This is a genomic window from Aureimonas fodinaquatilis (assembly GCF_008369445.1).
Lineage (GTDB): Bacteria > Pseudomonadota > Alphaproteobacteria > Rhizobiales > Rhizobiaceae > Aureimonas > Aureimonas fodinaquatilis.
This window is the reverse complement of sequence record NZ_VTWH01000002.1, coordinates 568,563-584,615: the sequence shown is the minus strand read 5'-3', so window position 1 is coordinate 584,615 and position 16,053 is coordinate 568,563. Positions and strand designations below refer to the sequence as shown.

Genomic DNA, 16,053 nt, shown 5'->3' with positions numbered 1-16,053 from the left:
TTGTTTTGGAGCCTGTTGCGATGGCCGCTTTCAATTGCGTAATGGTGGGTGACGAATCTCTTCTCGTGGAATGCGCAAGGCTGGTGCTGGCCAGAGGCCACACAATCTCTGCTATTGTTTCCGCTAATTCATCGGTGCGCCAGTGGGCCAGGGGCGAAGGGATCGAGGCTCTGCAATGGCAGGGCGATCTGGCGAGTGTGCTGGGTAACACCTCATACGACTGGTTGTTCAGTGTCGCCAATCTGAGGATGATTCCGCACGCTGTGTGGGCCGGTGCCAACAGAGGTGCAATCAACTTTCACGATGGGCCATTGCCGCATTATGCCGGTTTGAACACCCCAAGCTGGGCTCTGCTGGCTGGCGAAGAGCAGCATGGCGTTACCTGGCACGCCATTACCGATGGCATTGATGAGGGTGCAATCTACGCGCAGGAAATGTTTGCGCTGGAGGCGGACGATACCGCACTGACGCTGAACACCAAATGCTTTGAAGCAGGCATTGCCTCTTTTGCACGGGTGCTTGTTGCGCTGGAAGATGGCGTACAGCCGGTGGCGCAGGATTTTACCAACCGCCAGCTTTTTGCGCGCAGCAAGCGGCCTGTGGCGGCTGGCACGCTGGATTTTGACCAGGGCGCACAGGCGCTGTCGCAAACTGTTCGGGCTTTGAGTTTTGGTGCGGGCTACCGCAATCCACTTTCCACCGCCAAGCTGCAGACGGGCAGGGGATTGCTGACGGTTCAAACATTGACTGTGCTGGACGAGGCGTTACCCGGTCTGCCAGGTGAGGTGCTGGATCTGCGTGCAGATGCTGCGGTCATTGCCACAGCAGACAAGCCCGTTCTTGTAACGGCGCAATGCGCCGGGGGGCTGCCGGTAACGCAATTTCTGCGCAAGGGCGATTTGCTGCCGCGCATCAACGCAGATGAGAGCGCCAGTCTGACAGTTGCAACAGAAGCAGCGGCAACGCATGAGGCGTTTTTCCGAAAGGCCATTGCATCCGCGGCAGATCTGGATATCCCCGGTATTGCAGCCCCATCGGTGCAGGCCGATATACGCTCGCTTGACCTGGCAGCGCCGGCCGATGGCGGCATGGCTGTTGCCGCGGCATTTTTGCGGCGCATTGGCGGTGAACCAGCTTTTGATGTGGCGTTTGTCCATGCCGGAATTGCAAGCCTTGCCTCTGAGTTCCCGGAATATTTTTCACCATCGGTCCCGCTGCGCATCGAATCTGCGGACAATGCCACGGTGGCAGAATTTGTTTCCGGCTTTGCCCAACGCGTCGCTGCATTGAAAGAGCGTGGCGTTTTTGCGGCTGATCTGGTGCAGAGAACGCCGGGCCTGTCGCCCGCGCGTCTGGCAATTGCCATCAGCGAAAACGGGCAGGCGGTGCAGGGCACTGCCTTGACCTTCGCATTCAACACCTCTGGCGGGCAGCTCTTTTATGATGCCAACCGCGTCTCACATAACAAGGCGCAGGAACTGGCGCACCGTTTCGGCATTTTTGCTGCCGGCTTCGCTGATGATGCGGCCATGCTGTCACTGCCGTTGATGGATGAGGCGGAAAAGAACCGCGTGCTGTTTGAGTGGAACCGCTCCGAGCGGGACTATGACCGGCAGGCCACCATGCATTCGCTGATCGAGCTGCAGGTTGACCGCACGCCAGATCTGGTTGCAGTGGCTGACAGCGCCGGGCAACTGACTTACCGCCAGTTGGATGAGCGCGCCAACCGCATTGCCCATGCCTTGCAAGCGGCGGGTATTGGCCCGGATGTGCTGGTTGGCCTGCATCTGCCACGCGGCATGGACCTTGTTACGGGCGGTCTGGCCATTCACAAGGCTGGCGGCGCCTATGTGCCGCTGGATCCGGCATTTCCGGCCGATCGCCTGGCCCTGATGATTGAAGACAGCGCCGCCCCGGTGGTGCTGACCGACCGTTCGCTGGCAAATTCTCCGGCGCTGGCGGGCGTGCGCGTCATGGTGATAGAGGACGTGCTGGCTCAGGATTGGCCGGCCACCCGCCCGACTTCCGGTTCAACATCCTCTAATCTGGCCTATGTTATTTTCACATCCGGTTCCACAGGCCGCCCGAAGGGCGTGATGGTGGAACATGGCAATGCGGCCAACTTCTTTGCCGGCATGGATGATCGGATTGCCGGGGTGGATGGTCCTGACCAGCCGGTTTGGCTGGCTGTTACCAGCCTGTCCTTCGACATTTCTGTACTGGAGCTTTTCTGGACGCTGACCCGCGGCTTCAAGGTGGTGGTCTACAGTGCCGCCGCCGCGGCTTCCCAGCGGCTTACCGGCACGTTGAAGGCGCTGGATTTCGGCCTGTTTTACTGGGGCAATGACGATGGGGCAGGCCCGGCCAAATATCGCCTGCTGCTGGAAGGCGCAAAATTTGCCGACGAGCATGGGTTCCAGTCTATCTGGACGCCAGAGCGGCACTTCCATGCTTTTGGCGGTCCATATCCAAATCCGGCTGTAACGGGCGCCGCCGTAGCCTCTATCACCAAAAACCTTGCCATCCGTGCGGGCAGCTGCGTTCTGCCGCTGCACCACCCGCTGCGTGTTGCGGAAGAATGGTCGGTTCTGGACAATCTGAGCAATGGCCGTGTTGGCCTGGCCTTTGCCTCCGGCTGGATGCCGGAAGACTTTGTGCTGCGTCCGGAAAACACTCCGCCCAACAACAAGGCGGCGATGCTGCGCGACATTGAAACGGTGCGGCGCTTGTGGCGGGGCGAAGCCGTTGAATTCGACTTTGGTTCCGGCAAAGCCGCTGTGGTGACTCAGCCACGGCCAGTGCAGAAGGAACTACCGGTCTGGATAACCACAGCCGGAAACCCTGAAACCTACCGTGACGCAGCGCGTGCCGGCGCCAACGTGCTGACGCACTTGCTGGGGCAGTCTGTTGCCGAACTTGGCGACAAGATTCGCATATACCGCGAAACATTGCGCGAATGCGGTCATGACCCGAGCGCATTCAAGGTTACCTTGATGCTGCACACCCTGGTTGGCACAGACCGCGAGGTTGTTCGCCAACAAGCCAGAGAGCCATTGAAGGAATATTTGCGCAGTGCTGCGGCGTTGATCAAGCAATATGCCTGGGCGTTTCCGGCCTTCAAAAAACCGCAGGGCGCAACCAACGCCATGGATATTGATCTGCGCTCGCTGGATCAGGACGAGGTGGACGCAATTCTGGACTTTGCCTTCCAGCGTTATTTTGAAGATTCCGGCCTGTTTGGCACGGTGGAAGATGCTGCGCGTCGGCTGGATGAAATTGCCGCCGTTGGCGTGGATGATGTTGCCTGCCTGATTGATTTCGGCGTGAACAGCGACACAGTGCTGCAAAGCCTGCCGCATCTGGCCGATGTGGTGGCTCGCAATCGTGCACCACAGGCCGAGGCAAGCGAAGCGGAAAGCTTTGCCAGCCTGATCGCTCGCCACGGCGTAACCCATCTGCAGTGCACGCCATCCATGGCGCGCATGTTCCTGGACTCGGATGAAAACCGCTCTGCACTCGCGCGTGTGCGCCACCTGTTCATTGGTGGTGAAGCGTTGCACTCCTCGCTGTTGGGCGACATTGCCGCGGTGTCTTCGGCCAGCGTTGAAAACATGTACGGGCCAACGGAAACCACGATCTGGTCTTCCACGCTGACAGCCAACCAGTCTGAAGGCGTTGTGCCACTGGGCAAGCCAATTGCCAACACTCAGCTCTACGCGCTGGATGTGGCCGGACAGCCTGTACCTCCCGGCTTCCCGGGAGAGTTGTATATTGGCGGAGAGGGTGTAACCCGCGGCTATATTCAGCGGCCGGACTTGACGGCAGAGCGCTTTGTGCAGGATCCGTTTACCGGCAGGCGCATGTACCGCACCGGCGATCTGGTCTCATTCTCTGCCGATGGCACACTGAATTTCCTTGGCCGTGCAGACCATCAGGTCAAAGTGCGTGGCTATCGTATTGAGCTGGGCGAGATTGAATCCCGCCTCGCGGCATTGCCGGGCATTGTCGAGGCGGTTGTCATGGCGCGGGAAGACCGCAAAGACGACGTGCGGATTGTTGCCTACATGCGTGTGGAGGGTGAAGCACCGGCAGACGAGACGTTGCGCACCGAACTGACGCGCGACTTGCCGGACTACATGATACCGGCGCATTTTCTGACGCTGGACGCATTTCCTCTGACGCCGAACGCCAAGGTGGATCGCAAGCAATTGCCGCGTCCGGAAGACGCAAAGGCTCCTGCCAGCACGCAGAGCTATGTTGCGCCGGACAATTCAACCCAGCAGGCGGTGGTGGAAACCTTCCAGCGGATTCTGGGTGTCGAGCGGGTTGGGCTTTCCGACAGCTTCTTTGCACTGGGTGGACATTCGCTGCTGGCCGTGCAGGCGCACCGCGAGCTCAAGGCTTCCGTTGCTCCGGCGCTGACAATCACCGACCTGTTCCGTTTTCCCACGGCCGGGGCGCTTGCCGCGCACATTGATGGCGACAGCAAAGCAGATGAACGCTTGAACCGGGTTGCGGATCGTGCTGCCATGCGCCGCAATGCCTTGAACGAGCGACGCGGGGGAATAGTGCGCGTGCGTGAAACTGGATGAAGCTGCTGCCGCGTCTGTTTGACCGGCCGGTTGCAACCTTCGAGGCCCTTCCACCCTATCGGGCGGAAGGGCTTTTTGCGCTGGAGGCAGCGCAGGTTGCGGCGGCGGTGCCTGCACGCCGGGCAGAGTTTGCCACCGGGCGCGCGTGTGCACGCGCTGCCATGGCGCAACTGGGGTTACACCCGCAGGCAGTGGCCGTTGCACCGGATCGCTCGCCAGTATGGCCAGCGGGGCTTGTGGGCTGCATCAGCCATTCCGCCAGCCTGTGCGGGGCCGTAGTGGCCCGGCAGGCCGATGGCGTGCGTGCGCTGGGTCTGGATATTGAAGAAGCCCAGCCGCTGGAACCTGACCTGTGGCAGGAGATCTGCTTTGACAGCGAACTGGACTATCTGCACGGTCTGCCCGAGCACGAGGCGGGCCTGATGGCCAAGGTGATATTCAGCGCCAAGGAATGCGCCTACAAGGCGCAATATCCGCTGACGAATGAACTCTTCGGTTTTGAAGCTTTCCGAGTGTTGCCAGACCTGCAGGCGGGTAGGTTCACGGCAATCTGGGCTATGGATGTGGCGGGCTTTACCAAAGGCCAGACATGGAAAGGCCGCCTGCTTGTCACAGGCGGCCACATTCTGACAGGTCTGACGCTCGTCGCTTAAAGCGCTAGTAAGCCGATTTGGAGTTGATCATCTCCAGAACAGTCCGGCCGATGATGCGCATATCCAGAAACAGCGACCAGTTGTGGATGTACCACAGGTCATAGTTAAGGCGCGCTTCCATGTGGCCAAGCGTTGGTGTCTCTCCACGATGACCATTAATCTGCGCCCAGCCCGTCAGGCCCGGCTTGGCATGGCGGCGGAAGGTGTATTTGCGGATCATCTGGTCATATTCACGGTCATGCGCAACAGCGTGCGGACGTGGGCCAACAATCGACATATGGCCACACAGCACATTCCAGAACTGCGGCAACTCATCAATGCTGGTTGCGCGAATGAACCGGCCAACCTTGGTGATGCGGCTGTCCTGTCGGCGTGCCTGGGTTACCGTATCGCCATCTTCCTGTACGCGCATGGAGCGAAACTTGACGATGCGGAACGCTTCGTTGTTGTAACCGCGGCGCTGCTGGCGGAAAAATACCGGGCCCTTGCTGTCCAGCTTGATGGCGATTGCCACGAAGATGAATGGAATGGCCAGGGCAATCAGCGCCATTGCCGCAAACATCATGTCAAAAGCGCGCTTCATAAAACGCTCGGTCAGGGTCAGCGGGCGGCGCTGGATTTCAAATGCAACCAGACCACCAATATGCTGGATTGGCTGGCTCACCAGTTCGGCAGCAAAGTCGTTGACCACAACCTTGATGGGCAGAGGCAGGGCACGCAGTTCCGTCAACAGCGTGTCAACATGGGGCAGGTTGCCGTAAGGCGTAGCAACCAGCACCTCATCGACCGAAAAGCCGATACCTGCGCTGAACGCGCCTGCCAGCGACGAGAAATCGTCGTTCGGGCAGCGCAGGACATGCTGAATCGCCATCCCGTAGTGCGAAACTTCTTCCGCAAGCCGATCGTGATTGAATGAGTCACCGCAGATCAACAAAGCCCGCTTCATCTGGAACAGGCCATGCGACATGGCCTTGCGCAGCTGGTCGCGCCAGACAAGCCGGCTGACGGCAACTGTGCTCAAGGCCAGTACGGTGAAAGACCCCATTGAAACGCGGGAAAAATCACCGCCGATTTTGAGGAAGAATGCCACCGCGGTCATGAAGGTCACGATGCCGATGCCGGCCAGAAACAGCGATTTGAACTGAGTGCCGAATGACAAGAGTGCGGTAGGCTGGTACAGGCCGCTTGCACTCATGACCAGCACGAAGGCCGCCGCAAGTGTCAGACCGACGCCGATTGATTGTGAAGGATCAATCAGCATTCCATAAGCAAGCCAGTGATACAAAAGCCCGGAAACAACGCTGCTTGCGACGATCAGCACCACATCAAGCGTGGCAACAACCTTGGCAATATCATCGTAATGAAACGCCTTTCCTGGCCGCCGCGGACGGGCAATGGCAGGCAAAGCGGTATTGGGCGTGTTCTGAATAAGCGCCATAGCGGCCTCGCAAAAAGCAACCATTGGCCCGGCATGGTGGCGCGGGCTTACGGTGTTGAATGTTGAAAATCGTGGTCAGGCCGCCTGACGCCCAAGGCTCAGAGCGGCCGCCCTGTTAAATGTTCAGGAACGCAATTCTGATGTGCTTTCTGTTTGGTCACGCTCTGTCCGCACCCAGCCAGTATGCTTGCGGCGCAAGATCAGTTTGTTGACATACAGTGGAACTTTGGAAAATGCATAAGACGCAATGTGAACAAAGTCAGACGCCGGTAGTATATCCCGGCCATAACGCAACCAGCCGGCAAAAGAAGCTGTGCCGAATAGTGCAAGATTGAGCAGTGTGAATTCCAGGCCGCCAACATCGCCAAGTATCAACGCGACGAGTATTGTAGCGAAGCTGGAAGCCATCAGCAGAAGCAGCAGCAGCGACAGCGGCGGAACAATCATGTCCAGCCCAAGCACCACAGCACCTGGACGGCGCATGCCGCCGGGTCTGAACAGCATTTTCATGGCGCTCCACACCATGGAAAGATGCCCGTTTTCCCAACGCGAACGTTGTGCCTGCAAGCCTTCCTTGGAGATGGGGAACTCACTGGTAACCAGTGCGTCCTCGCACAGATATGGCGCATAACCGTTCTGGGCCAGATCAAGTCCCAGCTTCAGGTCTTCGGCAAGATGGCCATTTGCCAGATCCACCGATGCCAGGGCTTTCCATGGAAAGGCCATGCCGGTGCCCAGCAATTGTGTTGGCAAACCAAGGCGGGAAACGCCGAGTGGGCGTGCCAGACATTTGATGACATAGGCAAAAGCGGCAACATGGGTTTCCAATGGCGCACCTTCCGGTGCGGACATCAGGTAGACTGCCTGAGCCGGCTTTTCAGTTTCGGCAACCTGTTTTGACAGAAGATCAAGCGAACCGGCGGAAAGCCGGCAATCTGCATCAACAATCAACACACATTCCGGTGGGTTGTTGTCTCTCAGGTAGCTGATCCCGGCATCCAGCGCATAGCCCTTGCCGCGCAACTCAGTATTGAAACGCTCGACGACTTCGGCCCCGGCCTCGCGTGCAATTTGCGCAGTGGCGTCATCGCAATTGTCTGCCACCACAACAATCCGGTCATCCGGCTGCATCTGTGCGTGCAATGCTGCAAGAGTGGGGCCAATGACTGAAGCCTCATTGTGCGCCGGCACAACAATTGCAACTTGAGGACGGCGCGCACCTGGCTGAATGCCAGCACGTTTACGCAACAGCATACCGCTGGCGACTTCAACACTGTAAATGGCGGTTGGTATGGCCAGCGCGGCATTTAAAGTAAGAAAAAATGCATTGAGTAAATGAGCCACGAATGGAGCCCCCGAAAATTGCCCCGGCTAAGCAGGGCCTTAAAAACGGGTGCAGAATCTCAATTGGGGCTGTTTCCTACAAGTTGTCCTTGCGAATTAGGTTAGGCGTATTGCGTGCCTCGCACGCGCAGTCTTTCAGTCACATTGTAAATCAAAAGTTGTGTATGGGTACACCTCGGAAGATTCCACGGTGAAAGTTTCCGATGCAGTGTGCACCCGCTTTTGGTCTTACCCGGTCAAACAGGCATTAACTATCTGTTAACCCCTTGAAGAATCACGAATCAAAGGCGGAGAGGGGGTTGATGCTAAAGACGTGGGGTCATTTGTACTCGATAAGCCTTTGGCGCTTTCCGGTCAGGCGGTTCCATTCATATTGGAGTATTCCCTGAAGCTCGGGAAATTTGCCCAGAACAAGGAAGGCTGAGTGCTGCCAGTTTTCAGGTCTGCTGGCACCAGCTCTCATTGCCATGCGAGCGATCTGTGCAGGATATACGCCCAGAAGGAGTAGGCCAGCCGGGTGAACCAGCAAAGTAATAGCCAGCACAATGGCCGGTATAATGCCCGCCCACAGGACTGCGCCTCTGACATTGCGCCGCCAGATACCGGTTGGGGTATCACGGTGCATGCGCGAAACTTCTGCAAAAGCGTGGCCTGCCCGCACATTTCGTTTCCACCACTGGCCAAATCTCGTCATGGCTGCATCATGCCGGGTCATTTCATGGTCAATCCGGTGAACCTGCCAGCCCGCCGCGCGCAATCGCACGCACAGTTCCGGTTCTTCGCCGGCAATTAAAGCCGGGTTGAATCCGTTGGCGGCTGAAAATGCTTCGGTGCGGATCAAAAAGTCCCCGCCGCACTCTTCCTTCTCTCCGGCAGGCACCGACCATTCGCGATCCGTCATCGCATTATAGATGGTCGCCTGGGGAAACCGCTCCCGTCTTCGGCCGGCAACAATGGCCACCTTCGGGTTGGCGTCCAAAAAATTCGCGGCGGATTCCACCCAACCTGACGCCAGTTCACAATCTCCATCGACAAACTGCACATATTGCAATGCGGGAAATTTCTGCTGCAACGCTTTATATCCGGCATTGCGCGCGCGGGCAGCGGTGAACGGAGCCGACATATCCAGATTGACCACCTGCACACCGGCGCCATTCGCATTGGCAGTGCTGTTGTCGGTTGAGCCTGAATCCACATAGGCGCTCGTTGGAGCCAATTCTCCCAGCGAGGCAAGGCAGGCGACCAGTCTGGCGCCTTCATTGCGACCAATTATCACAACCCCGATGCCGGAATGGCGGGTCTGGGTTTGATTCGTGCTATAGGGCATCGGCGGATTTGCCTTTGTGGAGGATTACTGAACGGGTCCGGCTATCCGGCAAGGGTGCAAGGTGACTGGTTCAAACGAAGCGCGGTAGTCCTCCGGTGGGAGGTGGCGGGGCGTTTTTTCCTGCCGGAGTATGAGCATATTACCTCTAATTGCGTACGCGCCAAGTGCTTCGCTTTCCTTTAGTTTCAGGGTTGTTCGCAGACGCGTAAAAATGCGGCGCGAGCCACAGTTACATTCTTAATTTTCCACGGGATTTTTATTCGCCCGGAGCTGACCAATGCGATTGATGATAAAAGCTTTTTGTTTCCTCTTTTTCCTGTTGCCAAGTTTGGCCATGGCGGACGCTTACCGGTTGCAACCGGGCGATGCGGTGGAAATCTGGGTTGCGCAGGATTCCCGCTTGAACCGTGAAACGGTGATCAGCCCGGATGGCAGAATTTCACTGCCGCTGGCGGGGCAGATTCAGGCCCAGGACCTGACGGTCGATGAGCTTGAAAAAGCACTCTCGGACAAGCTCGCCGGTTACTTTAAAGGCCAGCTTGATCTGACAGTTATGTTGCAACCCGGCCCGCAGCACATGCCAATGGTGTTTGTCGTCGGCGAGGTCAACGAACCCGGCTCCTATCCATTCCGCCCGTCGATGACTGTGTTGCACGCAGTCAGCCTGTCGGGTGGCCTGTATCGCACGCCGATGCTGGCCCAGGATCGAGATCGCGCAGTGGTTGTAGAGGGCGAGCTTGCCCAGTCTCGCCGGTTGATTGCAGAGTTGACGGTTCGCAGGGCCCGCATCAACACCGAACTGGCCGACGGAACCGATATTGAACTGACGCCGGAAGAGAGCGCCGGAATATCGGATGGCGACCGCAACCGCTTTCTTGCGCAGGAACGGCGTGTACTGGAAAGCCGTCAGGCCGAGGTCAAGGCCCAGCTGGCAAGCCAGACACGTTTGAAAGAGCTGAGCGACAGCAGCATTGCCGCAATGCGCCGCCAGATAGGCAGCGTTGCCTCCCGCGTGGAACTGGCGCGTCAGCGGTTGCAGAACAGCTCGGTGCTGGTGGCCAAGGGTCTGGCACATGTGTCTGCCAAGCTGGAGCTGGAAGCGGAAGTGGCAGAGCTGGAAGAGCAGGGCGATCAGTTTCAAAATGATCTGAGTGCCCTTGAAAGCACCGCCATTGCCGAAGGCTCACGCATGGACACATTTTTGAGCCAGCGTGAAGCTGCATTGCTGACCGAACTGCATGATGCGGAACGGGAACTGCGTGCCGCCAAGGAAGCCGTTGCAGAAGGTGAGCGTGTGCAGTCGATCTATATCGACTCCGAAATGGCTCAACAGCGCGGCGTTGTTGTCAGCTACACAGTGGTGCGCACCGATAATGGCGCCGTGACAGAAGAGCCTGCCGATGAGACCACCGTGCTGCGGCCCGGCGATCTGGTTCGGGTCACCTTCACCAATGGCAACGCCCGCTCGGCGGCTGTGCAGAATTGAGCGATCTTGCAAAGCAACCAAGGGTTGCTCAAGCGCAGTCTCTATCTATAATTTATATTGCAGCGCGGCAGCGTTGACGGAGCGGTGGCATGGATAACGAGATCACCAGAAACATCAAATACTATCTGGAGTTGGCGCTTCGCCGTCCACTCTATGCCATCCTGCCTGCCATAGCCGTTGTGCTTGTTGGTCTGGTTGTCATCATGCAATTGCCCCGCAGCTATGTGGCGGAAGCAATTATCGTTGTGCGCTCGGACCAGAACGCCAATTCGCTTGTTTCATCAACAGTTGCCAATGAGCGCTTGCAGTTCATTGAACAGCGCGTTCTGGCACGCGACAAGCTGCTGGATCTCGTCAATCGTATGGACCTGTTTCCAGATGTGCGGAATGGTCTTTCCGACACGCGTCTGGCGGGCCTTGTCCGCGGGCACATCGCCATCATTCCTCTGGCGACAGAAGAGTCGCTGCAATATGCCAACCGCTCGGTTTTCAATGTTCGTTTCACCTATGGTGATCGGGAACTGGCGGCGGCAGTTGCAACTGAACTGGTGAACATGATCATCCAGGAAAACCGCGACAGCCGGACCGGTCGTGCCGCAGAGACTTCGCAGTTTCTGGAACGGGAGGTCGATGCACTGACGGTTCGTCTGGATGAGAGGGACAAGACCTGGCGCGAGTTTCTGGAGCAGAACAGCAATGCGCTGCCGAGCCGCATGGACGCTTTAACAGACGAGCTGAACACCCGGGAGCAGGAACTGACCGAAGTGGGCCGGGCTATCCCTGCACTGGATGATGAAATACGCCTGCTGGAAGCAGAATATCGCTACAGCGCACCCCTTGCAGATACGGCAGCGGCTGCACGCCAGCGGCAGCTTGATGAGCTGAGAACCGACCTTGCCAACAAATCGTCGACAATGGCCGATGCGCATCCTGAAATTCGCAGCCTGCAATCGCGCATTGAGTTTTTGCAGGCGCAGATTGCTGAACAGGCCGCACAACCTGCATCTTCCGAAGCGCCAACCTTGACGCCGGAGCTGGCATTGATCGCCGAGCGTATCGAGCTTTCCAAGCCTCGCCGCGAAGCATTGGTGAAGCAGCAGCAGGACTTGCAGGAGCGTGTAACCTGGCTGCGCGACAACATTGCCCGCTCACCCGAAGTTGGTGCGCAGATGGCCGCCCTTGATCGGGACCGTGCATCTGCCCAGCGCAGCCTGGAAGAAATGCGCGCCAAGCTTGATACCGCACGGGTGGGGCTGCGTCTTGAGGAAGATCAGAATGCTGATCAGATCCAAGTGGTCGAGGCACCGGAAGTGCCCCGCTACGCATCGGAGCCGAGCCGCAGCAAGCTGTTTCTGGTCTTGCTGGGTCTTGCTGGCGTAGTCGGTGCAGCGTGCCTGTATGCCTCTGATTTCCTGGACCGCACCATACGCGGAACATTTGATCTGACACGTTCACTCGAAGGCCAGTCAGTGGTCGTTATTCCTGAACTTGGCCGCAAAAATAAATGGTTGAGCCGTATCGGTCTTGCCAGCCCCATGTTGGCGCTGGCTATCGCTTCCGGTCTTGCCGGTTTGCCCGGCCCTTCCAATGAGCATTTCACGACACATTTTTCAGTTCAACACCATGCAATGGGTGGGGATTTTTCATGGACCGCGTAACCGAGGCTCTACACCGGGCACGTTCTCTTTCTCCTATGACCGCGCCTCCTGCCAATCAGGCCAGAGAGCAGCGTACCGGCCGTTCGCTCCGCGTGGCAGGTCTGTTCCAGCGGGATGGTGTTCTGGCTCTGGCGGAAGCCGATCCGGCCAATCCACCCTATAAGCCGGCGCCTGCATTGCTGAGTGCCAACCATATTGCCGCGTTCGACAAGACCGATCCGCAGACCCGCGGTTTCGATATCCTGCGCAGCCATGTCACCAATATCATGGCGGCTGATGGAACACAGACGATAGCCGTGACCGCGCCGACAACCGAATGCGGTGTCAGCATGGTGGCTGCCAATCTGGCCTTTTCGCTTGCCCGGCTAAAAACACTGACTGTGCTGATGGTGGAGTTCAAACCCCGGCATGGCGGTTTTTCCGGCCTGTTCGGCCTGCCACGGCAGGCTCCGGATGAGGGCGCTGTGGGCTTGATGGGGCATGTTCGGCGCATTCAGGCCGGTGCACACGTCATCAACCTGTTGTCTGCGCCACATGATGTTGATCCGAGTGAATTTGTCGAACGCGTCAAGCGTGAGTTGCGCCCGGACATTCTTCTTCTGGACCTGCCTCCGATGCTTGCCGGTGATGATGCCGTGCATATGCTGCCATTGGCGGATCTGATCCTGCTGGTGCTGGCCGTCGGCCGCTCAACCGTAACTGAGCTGGAAGCCTGCAAAACATTTTTGCCAGCCAACAGCCAGACGCAGGTTGTTATGAACCGCGCTCGCCCGCACGGCATGTGACAGGGGCGTGCCCAGTTTTTGATACTCGGCAATAGGAGCCGTTTGATGTACGAAGCTTATTTCGGTCTGCGGGAAAAGCCATTTTCCATCCTGCCAGATCCACGTTTTTTATATTTCAGCCGTAATCACCAGATGGCATTTTCGATGCTGGAATACGGCATCGTCAATCAGGCAGGCTTTACTGTCATCACCGGAGCGATTGGCTCCGGCAAAACAACCTTGATACGGCAATTGCTTGGCAACCTGGAAAATGAGGTGCGTACCGGCCTCATCAGCCATACGCCGCGCAGTGCGGGCCCCATTCTGCAATGGATACTCATGGCATTTGGCCAGCCGTTTGAAGAGGGTTCTTATGCCGGCCTGTACAAGCGCTATGCTGAATTCATCGAAAATGAGTACCATCAGCGTGGCCGTGTTGTCCTGATTGTGGATGAGGCGCAAAATCTTGATGCGGAACGTCTGGAAGAGCTGCGTATGCTTTCCAACGTCAACACCGAAATCATGATGATGCAGCTTATTCTGGTGGGCCAACCGGAATTGCGCGCCACCCTGCAGGGGCCGGGCATGGAGCAATTCGCCCAGCGCGTTTCAGCCGATTTCCATTTGCCGGCGCTCCAGCCATCTGAAGCGACGTTCTACATGGACCACCGCCTGCGCGTGGCCGGCTGTGAGCGTGAGTTGTTCACCAGCGAAGCCAAGCGGATGATTCACGAAGATTCCAATGGTGTACCGCGTCTGATGAACGTGCTGGCCGACCGCTGTCTCGTTTATGCCTATGCCGAAGAGGCGACGCTGGTGACCCCGCGCATTGTGCATCAGGTTATAGCTGATCGTGCAGAGCACGGCGTGTTTGGCAGCCGCCCACAGGGTCTGCCAGTCGCTGGCACAATCTAACTTCACGCCCTCGCTGCCTGATGTTGCGCCAGTATGTGGCGCACATCATCAATATCGACGAAATGTGAAGCCGGACTGTTGTACAGGCTCGCCGATAGCGGGAAGGGCAGGTAACACGCGTCCATGGATTGCGTCTTGTGCATTTTGCTCCAGACGTCCCGGTATTCCAGGCGCAAGCGTGAAAGCCCGCCACCGCCTGCAACTATGCCAAACTCAGGATGGTTGGTCAGGCTGCCTTCCGTTGAAAGACAAAGCATACCGAACAATTGCAGGATCGCCGGTTTTCTGCCGGTTGCGCAGGCCGCACGGCTTAGCATTTCACTGTCAGCGCCAAAGCGAACACTGTCCCAATGGCCGAGCCTGTTTTCCAGGAATTGCCTGTCAAACAATGTTGAAATTGCGCTCTGACGCGACACTCCATCATTTGTCAGGCCGCTTGTCACATTGGAAAATGATGTGAATTTTCCGTCAGGTTCGATGCGCGCCATGTAGGTGCTGCTGACTGGGTACTCGTCACGCGCCGCAAGCACATGGTTCATGTGCTGCTCTATCCGTTGTGGATGTGCCCAATCATCTGCGTCGTGTCCGGTAATCCATTCGCCGGCCACATAGCTGAGCGCCATGTTTTTGGAAACATATGGGCCGACATTGCGCGCATTCCTGAATATACGCACTCTGTTGTCCTGGCCTGCCAGATGTTGCAGCTTATCCCAGGTGTCGTCTGTACTGGCATCATCGACGATCAGCAATTCAAGGTTTTGCCAGCTCTGATTCAGTATTGAGCGCACAGCCGGCTGAATCGTCTGTGCCGCATTCCATGCCGGCATGATGATTGACACCAGTGGTCCGTCGGTAACCGGGGGCAATTTCGTTTCGCACGCCAGTCTGTCCAGAAAGGTGCTGCCTTGCCGAAGGTGCACTGCGGCTGCGCCGAAGTGCTGTAAATACCTGTTCACATGGTTTAGCCATCCGGTCTCGTGACCGCGATGCAGTTCAGCGTTGGCCCGCAGAGGATCTATCGTGTATCTGCGCGTGGCGGCGACATGCAAGGCTGCGTAGTTGATGCCGCATTCAAAGCCATGCGTCTGGGCAATTTTGCTGGCGGCAAGCAGCGCAGCATGAGGCCTTGGAGCGGGCAGGCCAATTGCCGCCAGCATTGCAGGGTCTTTCTGAACTGCGGCGCTGGGCGCACGCTGCAAGCGGTGACCATATTTTCGATAATGCTTAGCGCTGCACATGCCGAGCATCTGCACGTCGAGATAGGTCTGCTGATACCATTCAGCATCGAACAGCCCATGGTCGAAGACAGGGGCCAGTTTGTTTGCATGCATACGCGTTATTCCGTTCCCAGGGGCCGGTTAATGACCGGCATATCGGGCTAAAAAATCGTAGCAAGCGCAATACAAAACATATAGCTTATATTATAACCTACAGCTAAAAACTGCGCAATGTTGCGTTCTGTTAAATGGGAATGGTTATGCGCCCCTTACCGATCGGGTTGAGTTTACACCTGTCCGATGACGCTGCCGGTGAGCTTGGGGAGCAGGTGATTTCTCTGACGAAAGAGCTGGCCGCCGAACGGCATACGCGATTTGTCGAGACCGCAATTCTGACCGCTGACCTGGAAAAGCAGACAGCGGCCGAAGCCAATGCGCTGAAGCGGATGAATGAGTTGGTCCGGCAGATGGCCAGACTTGAGGCCGAACATTGCGCCGAAGTGACTGCGTTGAATCACAAGGTGCAGGATCTGACCTTACGAAACCAAGCTTTGATGAACAGCAGCTCCTGGCGCTTGACTGCGCCAGTCAGGTTCTCAATCCGGGCTTTGCGGCGTTGCAAAAAGCATATTGCGTCAAGACTGCAAACGATAAGAATG

The 16,053-nt window shown here is 57.5% G+C and carries 11 protein-coding genes; 6 read left to right on the top strand and 5 right to left on the bottom strand.

Going from position 1 to position 16,053, the window contains the following annotated elements; translation table 11 throughout:
• Positions 1-20: 20 nt before the first annotated feature.
• Entirely contained in the window at positions 21-4,592 is a 4,572-nt protein-coding gene (locus FPY71_RS08785; RefSeq protein ID WP_149299690.1) for a MupA/Atu3671 family FMN-dependent luciferase-like monooxygenase, read from the top strand.
• Positions 4,589-5,245, top strand: coding sequence for a 4'-phosphopantetheinyl transferase family protein (locus tag FPY71_RS08780; RefSeq protein ID WP_149299688.1), 657 nt, complete (start codon positions 4,589-4,591; stop codon positions 5,243-5,245). Before FPY71_RS08785 ends, FPY71_RS08780 begins: the two co-directional genes overlap by 4 nt.
• A gap of 4 nt (positions 5,246-5,249) precedes the next feature.
• Here FPY71_RS08780 and FPY71_RS08775 read toward each other — a convergent pair whose 3' ends face one another.
• From FPY71_RS08775 to FPY71_RS08765, 3 genes are all read right to left on the bottom strand, one after another.
• Positions 5,250-6,683, bottom strand: a complete 1,434-nt coding sequence (locus FPY71_RS08775) for an undecaprenyl-phosphate glucose phosphotransferase (RefSeq protein ID WP_188052276.1) — start codon at positions 6,681-6,683, stop codon at positions 5,250-5,252.
• Positions 6,684-6,806: 123 nt separating this feature from the next.
• Positions 6,807-8,027, bottom strand: a complete 1,221-nt coding sequence (locus tag FPY71_RS08770) for a glycosyltransferase family 2 protein (RefSeq protein ID WP_149299685.1) — start codon at positions 8,025-8,027, stop codon at positions 6,807-6,809.
• Positions 8,028-8,346: 319 nt separating this feature from the next.
• Positions 8,347-9,354 (bottom strand): glycosyltransferase family 2 protein, encoded by a 1,008-nt coding sequence (locus FPY71_RS08765; RefSeq protein WP_149299683.1) that lies wholly within the window; start codon positions 9,352-9,354, stop codon positions 8,347-8,349.
• A 334-nt stretch (positions 9,355-9,688) separates the two neighbouring features.
• Between FPY71_RS08765 and FPY71_RS08760 the strand changes: the two genes are divergently transcribed.
• The 4 genes from FPY71_RS08760 (at position 9,689) to FPY71_RS08745 (ending at position 14,177) form a co-directional block, all read left to right on the top strand.
• Positions 9,689-10,840, top strand: coding sequence for a polysaccharide biosynthesis/export family protein (locus FPY71_RS08760; RefSeq protein WP_188052275.1), 1,152 nt, complete (start codon positions 9,689-9,691; stop codon positions 10,838-10,840).
• 89 nt (positions 10,841-10,929) lie between these two features.
• Complete coding sequence (locus FPY71_RS08755; RefSeq protein WP_149299679.1) at positions 10,930-12,498, top strand: GumC family protein; 1,569 nt, start codon at positions 10,930-10,932, stop codon at positions 12,496-12,498.
• Complete coding sequence (locus FPY71_RS08750) at positions 12,486-13,283, top strand: P-loop NTPase family protein (RefSeq protein WP_188052274.1); 798 nt, start codon at positions 12,486-12,488, stop codon at positions 13,281-13,283. Before FPY71_RS08755 ends, FPY71_RS08750 begins: the two co-directional genes overlap by 13 nt.
• 45 nt (positions 13,284-13,328) lie before the next feature.
• Positions 13,329-14,177, top strand: coding sequence for an ExeA family protein (locus tag FPY71_RS08745; protein WP_149299676.1), 849 nt, complete (start codon positions 13,329-13,331; stop codon positions 14,175-14,177).
• Between the two features lie 2 nt (positions 14,178-14,179).
• On the opposite strand, the gene FPY71_RS08740 is transcribed toward FPY71_RS08745, so the two are convergent.
• The gene (locus FPY71_RS08740; RefSeq protein WP_149299674.1) at positions 14,180-15,508 is read right to left on the bottom strand and encodes a glycosyltransferase family 2 protein; all 1,329 of its coding nucleotides are present in this window, start codon (positions 15,506-15,508) and stop codon (positions 14,180-14,182) included.
• 173 nt (positions 15,509-15,681) lie between these two features.
• Entirely contained in the window at positions 15,682-15,885 is a 204-nt protein-coding gene (locus FPY71_RS08735; protein WP_149299672.1) for a hypothetical protein, read from the bottom strand.
• Positions 15,886-16,053: the final 168 nt, after the last annotated feature.

What these genes read in the sequence shown, in the direction of transcription:
- FPY71_RS08780 (WP_149299688.1), top strand. Translation starts at nt 4,589, where the DNA reads ATGAAGCTGCTGCCGCGTCTGTTTGACCGGCCGGTTGCAACCTTCGAG.
- FPY71_RS08785 (WP_149299690.1), top strand. Translation starts at nt 21, where the DNA reads ATGGCCGCTTTCAATTGCGTAATGGTGGGTGACGAATCTCTTCTCGTG.
- FPY71_RS08740 (WP_149299674.1), bottom strand. Translation starts at nt 15,508, where the DNA reads ATGCATGCAAACAAACTGGCCCCTGTCTTCGACCATGGGCTGTTCGAT.
- FPY71_RS08760 (WP_188052275.1), top strand. Translation starts at nt 9,689, where the DNA reads ATGGCGGACGCTTACCGGTTGCAACCGGGCGATGCGGTGGAAATCTGG.
- FPY71_RS08775 (WP_188052276.1), bottom strand. Translation starts at nt 6,683, where the DNA reads ATGGCGCTTATTCAGAACACGCCCAATACCGCTTTGCCTGCCATTGCC.
- FPY71_RS08745 (WP_149299676.1), top strand. Translation starts at nt 13,329, where the DNA reads ATGTACGAAGCTTATTTCGGTCTGCGGGAAAAGCCATTTTCCATCCTG.
- FPY71_RS08750 (WP_188052274.1), top strand. Translation starts at nt 12,486, where the DNA reads ATGGACCGCGTAACCGAGGCTCTACACCGGGCACGTTCTCTTTCTCCT.
- FPY71_RS08735 (WP_149299672.1), bottom strand. Translation starts at nt 15,885, where the DNA reads ATGTTCGGCCTCAAGTCTGGCCATCTGCCGGACCAACTCATTCATCCG.
- FPY71_RS08765 (WP_149299683.1), bottom strand. Translation starts at nt 9,354, where the DNA reads ATGCCCTATAGCACGAATCAAACCCAGACCCGCCATTCCGGCATCGGG.
- FPY71_RS08755 (WP_149299679.1), top strand. Translation starts at nt 10,930, where the DNA reads ATGGATAACGAGATCACCAGAAACATCAAATACTATCTGGAGTTGGCG.